Origin of the sequence: Streptomyces sp. NPDC101234, assembly GCF_044767525.1 — a bacterium.
In the GTDB taxonomy this organism is placed as follows: Bacteria; Actinomycetota; Actinomycetes; order Streptomycetales; family Streptomycetaceae; genus Streptomyces; species Streptomyces sasae.
In genome coordinates this window covers 70,345-79,974 of record NZ_JBIWOA010000008.1, presented here as the reverse complement: position 1 = coordinate 79,974, position 9,630 = coordinate 70,345, and the positions used below count along the sequence as shown (strand labels likewise).

Sequence of the window (9,630 nt, the reverse complement as noted above, 5' to 3'; positions counted from 1 at the left end):
CCGGCCCCGCGGTCTGTTCCTTTTTTTGTTTTGTTGTCCCCCCCCGCGGGGGGGGGGGGGGGGGGGGGGGGGGGGGGGGGGGGGGGGCCCCCCGCGGCCGCCGTCGTCGTGCTCGCCGGTGCCGGTACCTGGACGGCCGTCGCCGCCTCCGACGACGCACCTGCCGTCCACCGCACCGACAAGGTCATGGCGGTGGACGGGGTACGCCTGGACACCTCGTTCTTCACCACGCCCGGCACCGGCCGGCGCCCCGCGGTCCTCCTCGCCCACGGCTTCGGCGGCAGCAAGGACGACATGCGCACGGAGGCCGAGGACCTCGCCCGCGACGGCTACGCCGTCCTCACCTGGTCCGCGCGCGGCTTCGGCAGGTCCACCGGGAAGATCGGCCTGAACGACCCGAAGGGCGAGGTCGCCGACGTCTCCCGGCTCATCGACTGGCTCGCGAAGCAGCCGCAGGTGCAGCTGGACAAGGCCGGTGACCCGCGCGTCGGCATGGCGGGCGGGTCGTACGGCGGTGCGATCTCCCTCCTCACCGCCGCCTACGACAGCCGGGTCGACGCGATCGCCCCGTCGATCACCTACTGGAACCTCGCGGACGCCCTGTTCCCGAACGGCGTCTTCAAGAAGCTGTGGGCCGGGATCTTCTTCAACACCGGCGGCGGCTGCGCGAAGTTCGATCCGGCGCTGTGCGCGATGTACGACCGGGTCGCCGAGTCGGGCAAGCCGGACGCGGCCGCGGTCAAGCTCCTCGAAGAGCGGTCACCGTCGGCCGTCGGCACCCGCATCAAGGTGCCGAGCCTCCTCTTCCAGGGCCAGACCGACTCCCTCTTCACGCTCTCCCAGTCCGACGCGGCCGCGAAGGCGATCAAGGCCAACGGCGCCCCCGTCGACGTCGACTGGATCGCCGGCGGCCATGACGGCGGCGACCTGGAGACCAGCCGTGTCGAGGGCCGGGTGACCTCCTGGTTCGACCGCTACCTGAAGGGCGACAAGGCCGCCGACACCGGCCCCGCGTTCCGGATCACCCGCACCGGAGGCGTCGACTCCACCGACGGCGCCGCCCAGTTGCGGGGCGCCGACGCGGACAGCTACCCCGGGCTGGAGAACGACCGGAAGTCCATCGCCCTCAAGGGCGGCACCCAGCACGTCGAGAACCCGGCCGGCGCCTCCCCGCCCGGCGTCTCCGCCCTGCCCGGCCTCGGCGCCGCCTCCGGCCTCTCCCAGCTCTCCAGCCTCGGCATCGGCGTCTCCCTGGACTTCCCCGGCCAGTACGCCCGCTTCGACTCGGCCCCCGTCACCGACAACCTGCAGATCACCGGCGCGCCCACCGCCACCGTCCACATCACCTCGACCGGTGACGACGTCGTCCTCTTCGGCAAGGTGTACGACGTCGGCCCGGACGGCACCCAGCAGGTGCTGCCCTCCCAGCTGGTCGCCCCGATCCGCATCGAGGGAGCCAAGGCCGGCAAGGACGTCACGATCACCCTCCCGGCCATCGACCACGAGGTCCAGAAGGGCCACCGCCTCCGTCTGGTCCTCGCCTCCACCGACCTCGGCTACGCCTCCCCGGCCGCCCCGGCGACCTACACGGTCTCCCTCACGGGCGCCCTGAGCGTGCCGACGGCCCCCGGCGTGGACACGGCCGCCGCCGCCCTGCCCTCCTGGGTGTGGTGGCTGCCGCTGGCCGGCGCGGTCGCCGCGCTGGCCCTGCTGCTCACCGGCCGCCGCCGTACCGCCGGCCCGTCCCCCGCCCCGGAGCTGGCCGAGGTCCCCCTCCAGATAACGGACCTGAGCAAGCGCTACGCGGGCTCGACGGACCGGTACGCGGTCCGGGAGCTGTCCTTCCGCGTCGAGAAGGGCCAGGTCCTCGGCCTCCTCGGCCCCAACGGCGCGGGCAAGACCACCACACTCCGCATGCTGATGGGCCTGATCACACCGGACGACGGCGAGATCCGGGTCTTCGGCCACTCCATCCGCCCGGGCGCGCCCGTCCTCTCCCGGGTCGGCGCCTTCGTGGAGGGCGCGGGCTTCCTGCCGCACCTGTCCGGCCGGGAGAACCTGGAGCTGTACTGGGCGGCGACCGGCCGCCCGCCGGAGGACTCCCACATCGAGGAGGCCCTGGAGATCGCGGGCCTCGGGGACGCGCTGGCCCGCGCGGTCCGCACGTACTCGCAGGGCATGCGGCAGCGCCTCGCCATCGCCCAGGCCATGCTCGGCCTGCCGGACCTGCTCATCCTCGACGAACCGACCAACGGCCTCGACCCGCCGCAGATCCGCGAGATGCGCGAGGTGATGATCCGCTACGCGGCCGCAGGCCGCACGGTGATCGTCTCCAGCCATCTCCTCGCCGAGGTCGAACAGTCCTGCACCCACCTCGTGGTGATGGACCGCGGCCGGCTGATACAGGCCGGCCCCGTCGGCCAGATCGTCGGCTCCGGCGACACCCTCCTCGTCGGCACGGAGACACCCGTGGAGGAGCCGGTCGTGGAGAAGGTCGCCGCGCTGCCCGGCGTCGCCTCCGTGACCAGTACGGACGACGGACTGCTCGTCCGCCTCGACCCCGGCGGCAGCGCACCGCGTCTGGTCGCCGAACTGGTACGGCTCGACGTACCCGTGGCGTCGGTGGGCCCCCACCGCCGTCTGGAAGACGCCTTCCTGACCCTGATCGGAGGTTCCGCATGAGCACGCTCACCGAAGGGGCCGCGGTCGCCTCCGGTTACCGGGCGGGCCGCACCCTGCCGCTGCGCGTCGAACTGGTCCGCCAGCTCAAACGCCGCCGCACCCTGCTGATGGGCGGGATCCTGGCCGCACTGCCGTTCGTCCTGCTGATCGCGTTCGCGATCGGCGGCCAGCCGGGCGAACGGAACGGCCAGGTCACCCTCCTGGACACGGCCACCGCGTCCGGCGCCAACTTCGCCGCGGTGAACCTGTTCGTGTCGGCGGGCTTCCTGCTGGTCATCCCCGTCGCCCTGTTCTGCGGGGACACCGTGGCCTCGGAGGCCAACTGGTCCTCGCTGCGCTACCTCCTGGCGGCACCCGTGCCCCGGGCCCGCCTGCTGTGGTCCAAACTGGTCGTCGCGCTCGGCCTCAGCCTGGCCGCGATGATCCTGCTGCCGCTGATCGCCCTGGCCGTCGGCACGGCCGCCTACGGCTGGGGCCCGCTCCAGATCCCGACCGGCGGCGCGCTCGACACTGGCACGGCGACCCAGCGCCTGGCCGTCGTCGTGACGTACATCTTCCTGTCCCAACTGGTCACCGCGGGCCTCGCGTTCTGGCTCTCCACGAAGACCGACGCACCCCTCGGCGCGGTCGGCGGCGCGGTCGGCCTGACCATCGTCGGCAACGTCCTGGACGCGGTGACGGCCCTCGGCCACTGGCGCGACTTCCTGCCCGCGCACTGGCAGTTCGCCTGGGCGGACGCCGTACAGCCGCATCCCGAGTGGTCCGGCATGATCCAGGGCAGCGCGATCTCCATAACGTACGCCCTGGTGCTGTTCGCCCTGGCCTTCCGGGGTTTCGCCCGCAAGGACGTGGTCTCCTAGGTCACCGGACGATCTCCCTCCGGCCTCGGCGTCCCTGGTCCGTGGCCTCTTCGAGATTCATCCGCAATGCATCGGGGCGCACGTTCCGGCCCCCCGCGCCGTCAGAGTCGGCAGAAAGTCAGGAAGCCGACTCCGACCGGCACAGGGGGCACATGCGATGGAACGGCACCGGACCCGACGACAGACCTGCGCGGCACTGCTCGCCCTCACCACCGCGGGCGCGCTGCTGCTGACGTCCTGCGGCGCGGACGAGGACCACACGAACGGCCCGAACCACACCATCGGCCTCCCGGCCCCCTCCCAGGCGCGCGGCGACGGACCCACCTCCTCCGCCACCGCCCCGTCCTCCGACCACCTCTCCACCTTCGCCCTGGACGTCGACACCGCCTCCTACGGCTACGCCCGCCGCACCCTCGCCGACGGCGGCCGCCCGGACCCGTCGACCATCCGCCCCGAGGAATTCGTCAACAGCTTCCACCAGGACTACCGCACCCCCGACCGCAACGGCTTCACGGTGACCGTCGACGGCGCCCGCACCAGCAGGCCGAACTGGTCCCTGGTCCGCGTCGGCCTCGCCACCCGCCCGGCAGGCGACACCGACGACCGCCCGCCGGCCGCCCTCACCTTCGTCATCGACGTCTCCGGCTCCATGGACGAACCGGGCCGCCTGGACCTCGCCAAGAAGTCCCTGGACACGATGACCGACCGGCTGCGCGACGACGACTCGGTAGCCATCGTCACCTTCAGCGAACACGCCGAGACGGTCCTGCCGATGACCCGCCTCGCCGGCCACCGCGCCGAGATCCACGACGCCGTCGACGGCCTCCGGGCCCTCTCCTCCACCAACCTCGGCGAGGGCGTGGAGACCGGCTACGCCACCGCCGTCGAGGGCCTGCGCAAGAACGCCACCAACCGCGTCGTCCTCATCTCCGACGGCCTCGCCAACGACGGCGAGACCGACCCGAACGCCATCCTCAGGCGCATCGACGGCGACCGCCGCGAGTACGGCATCACCCTGTTCGGCGTGGGTGTGGGCAGCGACTACGGCGACGCGCTCATGGAACGCCTCGCCGACAAGGGCGACGGCCACACGGTGTACGTCGCCGACACCGCGACCGCCGCCGATGTCTTCTGCCGCCAACTCCCGCAGAACATCGACCTGGTGGCTCGCGACGCCAAGGCTCAGGTGGCCTTCGACCCGCACACGGTCGCCGAGTTCCACCTCATCGGCTACCAGGACCGCAAGGTCGCCGACGAGGACTTCCGCAACGACCGGGTCGACGGCGGCGAGGTCGGCCCCGGCCACACGGTCACCGCCCTCTACGCCGTGCGCACCAACCCCGGCACGGACGGCCACCTGGCGACGGCCACGGTCCGCTGGCTGGACCCCGACACCCGCACCCCGCACGAGAACACGGGCGCCATGGAGACGGGTTCTCTGCACAGCTCGGTCTGGACGGCGTCCCCACGCTTCCAGGTGACGGCGGTGGCAGCGTACTTCGCGGACGCACTGGCGGGGGGCGACTACGACATCCCGGGAGCACCGGGTCTCACGAAGCTCCGGTCCAGGGCAGCGACGTTGGCAAGGACGACAGAGGACAAGGACGTGGCCGACCTGGCGACAGCCATTCGGGAGGCAGGTTCTTCAGATGTCGCGAACTGAAGCGCCCCGACAGGGGCGCTGGGGGTACCCCCGGCCGAAGGCCGGGGGAGGAACTGCGCGACCAGCCACAACGCACCGGCACCCGGCGACCGACCGTAATCCCCACGGCGAGAGCCATTGACCAACCCTTACTTATGAGTAAGTTGACGCCCCATGGGCGTACGCAAGGACCTCAAGCGGGCAAGGCAACGTACCGACCTGGCAGCCCGCGCCACCGTGGAAGTCATCAGGGACGCAACCGGCGCGGTGCGCGAAGCGCACACCACCTCCCTCGCCCCGCCCCTCACCACCGGCTCCCTCGCCGACCTCCCCTACACCAACGCGGCCGAAGCTCCGGGCGCCACGGCGTTCCGGCACGGCAACCGCACCGTCACCGCAGCCGACTTCGCTGCCCAAGTAACCTCCGTGGCAAAGGGGTTGGTCGGCGCCGGCCTGGCCGCAGGCGACCGCGTCGCCGTCATGTCCCGCACCCGCTACGAGTGGACCGTCCTCGACTTCGCCATCTGGGCGGCCGGCGGTGTGACCGTCCCGGTCTACCCCACCTCCTCCGCCGAGCAGGTGGAGTGGATCGTCAGGGACTCCGGCGCCCGGCACGTCGTCACCGAGACCCCGGAGAACACCGCCACCGTCACCACCGGCACCGCCGCCCACCCCGAACCCCCGCGCATCTGGGAGCTCGACGCCGGCGCGGTCACCGACCTGACCACCCTCGGCCGGGACACCCCGGACGACGAGGTGACCAAGCGCCGTGGCACCCTCACCCCCGACTCGACGGCCACGGTCTGCTACACCTCCGGCACCACCGGCCGCCCCAAGGGCTGTGTCCTCACCCATGCCAACCTGCACGCAGAGGCGGCCAACACGGTCGAGCTGCTGCACCCCGTCTTCCAGGCGGTCACCGGCCAGACCGCCTCCACCCTGCTGTTCCTCCCGCTCGCCCACATCCTGGGCCGCACGCTCCAGCTCGCGTGTCTGCTGGGCCGGATCGAGATGGGCCACTTCCCGAGCGTGAAGCCGGACCAACTGCGGCCCGCGCTACGGGAGTTCCGGCCGACGTTCCTGGTCGGGGTGCCGTACCTCTTCGAGAAGATCCACGACACCGGGCGGGCGACGGCCGAGAAGATCGGGCGCGCCGCCTCCTTCGACCGGGCCGAGCGGATCGGGGTGCGGTTCGCCGAGGCGTATCTCGGCAAGTTCCTCGGCACGGGGAAGGGGCCGGGACCGGGCCTGTACGCCGCCTGGGCGCTGTACGACCTGCTGGTCTATCGCCGGGTCCGCAAGGAGCTCGGCGGCCGGATGCGGTACGCCATCAGCGGCGGTTCGCCGCTCGACCGCGACCTCAACCTGTTCTTCCAGGCGGCCGGGATCGTCGTCTACGAGGGCTACGGCCTGACCGAGACGACCGCGGCCGCCACCGTCGTACCGCCGCTGGCCCCGCGCCCCGGTACGGTCGGGCAGCCCGTCCCCGGGACGGCCGTCCGCATCGCCGACGACGGCGAGGTGCTGATCAAGGGGCCGGTGGTCTTCGGGTCGTACTGGAAGAACCCCGCCGCGACCGCCGAAGTCCTCGCGGACGACGGCTGGTTCGCGACCGGCGACCTCGGGGCGCTGGACGAGGACGGCTACCTCACCATCACCGGCCGCAAGAAGGACATCCTGGTCACCTCCGGCGGCAAGAACGTCTCCCCGGCGGTCCTGGAGGACCGGCTGCGCAGCCGGTCGCCCGTCGGCCAGTGCCTGGTCGTCGGTGACAACCGGCCGTTCGTCGCCGCGCTGGTCACCCTCGACCCGGAGGCGGTCGCCCACTGGCTGTCCGTACGGAAGCTGCCGCCGGACACCCCGCTGTCCGAGCTGGTGCGCGACGACCGGATACGGGCCGAGGTCCAGAAAGCGGTCGACCACACCAACGAGGCCGTCTCCCGTGCCGAGTCGATCCGCTCCTTCGCCCTGGTCGAGGGCGAGTTCACCGAGGACAACGGGCTGCTCACCCCGTCCCTGAAGGTCAAACGGCATGCGGTGACCGCCCGCTATGCCGACGAGATCGAGGCGCTGTACCGCAGATGAGCAGAACAACGGCGGCGGGCCACCGGCAGAACCGGTGACCCGCCGCCCGCGGAGCGTCTCGCTCAGCTGTTGCCCTTGCCGTTCGCCGACAGCACGGCGATGTCGTCCAGGATGTGCGACAGCGGCTCGTCACCCTTGGCCTGGGTGGAGTTCTCGACGCACTGCTGGTTCTGCGGCGCGGAGAGGATCGGCACGTCCTGCAGGATGCCGATGGGGGCGGCACCGGCGACGCTCTGGATGTTCAGCTTCGCCGGGAGGCCGATGCACGGCTTGTTCAGCGAACCCTGGACCAGCGAGAGCTGCGGGCTCATGTCGCCGAACGTGGCAGAGTTGCCGAACTCCGACTTGGCGCCGTTGCCGCTGGCCGACGTGGTGCCGTGGTCGTTGCCCGTGGCCAGGGCCTGGGGGGCGGCCGTGACGGCGAGGCCGGCGACGGTGGCGGCGACGGCCGCGGTTGCCCACAGCTTCTTCATGTTGGTTCCCTTTCGAAAGGCGGACTCCGGGGAGGAGCTGCGTGATCGTCAACTGCGGAATCAAGCACCGGGTTGCGTGGTTTGCCCCGATTGGCGTAGCGCAGTCCGATCAATTGACAGACGCTCCGCCGGGGCGGGTGCACCGGGCGCGACACAGGCCGACGGGCCGCCGGGAAGCCGGCGGCCCGTCGGCCGAGGGGCCATCGAAGGAGGCCCGTGAGGGTCTGGACTACCGGTTCTTGGCGCCGTTGGCCGCGAGCACCGCGATGTCGTCGAGGATGTGCGAGAGCGGCTCGTCGCCCTTGGCCTGGGTGGAGTTCTCGACGCACTGCTGGTTCTGCGGCGCGGAGAGGATCGGCACGTCCTGCAGCACGCCGATGGGGGCGAGACCGGCCACGCTCTGGACGTTCAGCTTCGCCGGGAGGCCGATGCAGGGCTTGTTGAACGAGCCCTGGATGAGCGCCATCTGGGGGCTCATGTTGCCGTACGTCGCGGAGTTGCCGAACGCCTGGTACGCGCCGTTGCCGCTGGCCGAGGTGGTGCCGTGGTCGTTGCCGGTGGCCAGGGCCGGGGCGGCGGCCGCGGCCGAGACGCCGACGACGGAGGCTGCCACAGCGGCGGAGGCCAGAATCTTCTTGATCACTTGTCGATTCCCTTCTGAAGACACCCCGTCCACCGGAGCGCTCTGGTCAACTCCCCGCGATCCGGTTGGTTGCTCGGCTTCACCCCAATGGCCCAAGGCCGGGCAGGCCCCGATTCCGTCGTCGGCCCAGTGTCCACGGGGAATTTCGCTCGGGCCGCCGATCCGATCGGGTGACGTGCCACGCCTGTGCCGCAACCATTCCGGATGCGGGCGGTTGATGCCGGGCAGGAACGTCCATCTTGGCGCAAAGCCGGGAAAGGAAAAGCGAAATGCTGAAGAAGGCAATGGCCGCGGCGGCGGTCGCCGCGGCCGTCGTAGGTATGTCGGCGGCGGCAGCCCCCCAGGCGCTTGCCACCGGCAACGACAACGGCACCACCTCCGCCAGCGGCAACGGTGCCCACGAGGCGTTCGGCAACGCGGTGACCAAGGGCAACATGAGCCCCCAGGCCACCCTGGTCGGGGGCTCGCTGAACAAGCTCTGTGTCGGCCTGCCCGTGAAGGCCAACGTCCAGACCGTCCTCGGTGCCGCCCCCATCGGCGTCCTGCAGGACGTGCCGATCCTCTCCGCGCCGCAGAACCAGCAGTGCGCCGAGAACTCCACCCAGGCCAAGGGTGACGAGCCGCTGTCGCACCTGGTGGACGACATCGCCGTGCTGTCCGCGAACGGCATCGCCAACCAGTGACCCCGGTCCGGTGAGACCCGCTCGGGCGGTGCGTTTTCACGCGCCGCCCGAGCGGTTTTCGCTGCAATTCCCTCTTTCCTGTCCGACGGCTTTCTGGAGAAGCGTTTCCTCTGGGGAGCATCAATTCTCTGACGGCGTTCGAGTGAATTGTCCGACGGCGCGCGTTCCGTAGTTTCCTTCGTCGTCCATTCCTCGTTCTACAGCCTGCCGGTCATGGTGCGAGCCGTCCATGCTGTGCTCGCTCGGTTTCGGCCGTCACACGGGCATGACCGCAGAGAAGGGATAGTTCATGAAGAAGACCGCAGCTGTCGTCGCTGGTGCGATCCTGGCTCTGGGCGGCGCCGCCCCCGCCTTCGCGGACGCCGGTGCCCGGGGCGCCGCCCTCGGTTCCCCGGGTGTCCTCTCCGGCAACGTGATCCAGGTCCCGATCCACGTGCCGATCAACCTCTGCGGCAACAGCGTCGCCATCATCGGGCTGTTGAACCCCACGCTTCGCAACCTCTGCGTCAACCACTGACGAAGTCGGCGCAGCGCAGCAGCCTCTCGGCTGTGTCACGGCCGG

8 protein-coding genes are annotated in these 9,630 nt (G+C 71.1%); 6 read left to right on the top strand and 2 right to left on the bottom strand.

Features of this window, described 5'->3' with window-relative positions; genetic code table 11:
- Positions 1 to 108 precede the first annotated feature (108 nt).
- The 4 genes from ACIRR9_RS16680 (at position 109) to ACIRR9_RS16665 (ending at position 7,269) form a co-directional block, all read left to right on the top strand.
- A complete protein-coding gene (locus ACIRR9_RS16680) occupies positions 109 to 2,682 on the top strand; it encodes a CocE/NonD family hydrolase (protein WP_403751825.1) in 2,574 nt (857 codons plus the stop codon).
- A complete protein-coding gene (locus tag ACIRR9_RS16675; RefSeq protein WP_403751823.1) occupies positions 2,679 to 3,542 on the top strand; it encodes an ABC transporter permease in 864 nt (287 codons plus the stop codon). The genes ACIRR9_RS16680 and ACIRR9_RS16675 overlap by 4 nt, the downstream gene beginning before the upstream one ends.
- A gap of 157 nt (positions 3,543 to 3,699) precedes the next feature.
- Entirely contained in the window at positions 3,700 to 5,205 is a 1,506-nt protein-coding gene (locus ACIRR9_RS16670; RefSeq protein ID WP_403751821.1) for a von Willebrand factor type A domain-containing protein, read from the top strand.
- Between the two features lie 153 nt (positions 5,206 to 5,358).
- On the top strand, positions 5,359 to 7,269 hold the full coding sequence (locus ACIRR9_RS16665; protein ID WP_403751820.1) for an AMP-dependent synthetase/ligase: 1,911 nt from the start codon (positions 5,359 to 5,361) through the stop codon (positions 7,267 to 7,269).
- A 62-nt stretch (positions 7,270 to 7,331) separates the two neighbouring features.
- On the opposite strand, the gene ACIRR9_RS16660 is transcribed toward ACIRR9_RS16665, so the two are convergent.
- A complete protein-coding gene (locus ACIRR9_RS16660) occupies positions 7,332 to 7,742 on the bottom strand; it encodes a rodlin (protein WP_403751819.1) in 411 nt (136 codons plus the stop codon).
- Positions 7,743 to 7,971: 229 nt separating this feature from the next.
- On the bottom strand, positions 7,972 to 8,385 hold the full coding sequence (locus ACIRR9_RS16655) for a rodlin (RefSeq protein ID WP_403751818.1): 414 nt from the start codon (positions 8,383 to 8,385) through the stop codon (positions 7,972 to 7,974).
- A gap of 269 nt (positions 8,386 to 8,654) precedes the next feature.
- Here ACIRR9_RS16655 and ACIRR9_RS16650 point away from each other — a divergent pair, with 269 nt between their 5' ends.
- Both ACIRR9_RS16650 and ACIRR9_RS16645 read left to right on the top strand, forming a co-directional pair.
- On the top strand, positions 8,655 to 9,068 hold the full coding sequence (locus ACIRR9_RS16650) for a rodlin (protein ID WP_403751816.1): 414 nt from the start codon (positions 8,655 to 8,657) through the stop codon (positions 9,066 to 9,068).
- 289 nt (positions 9,069 to 9,357) lie between these two features.
- Positions 9,358 to 9,585, top strand: a complete 228-nt coding sequence (locus ACIRR9_RS16645; protein WP_403751814.1) for a chaplin — start codon at positions 9,358 to 9,360, stop codon at positions 9,583 to 9,585.
- The last annotated feature ends 45 nt before the right edge of the window (positions 9,586 to 9,630 follow it).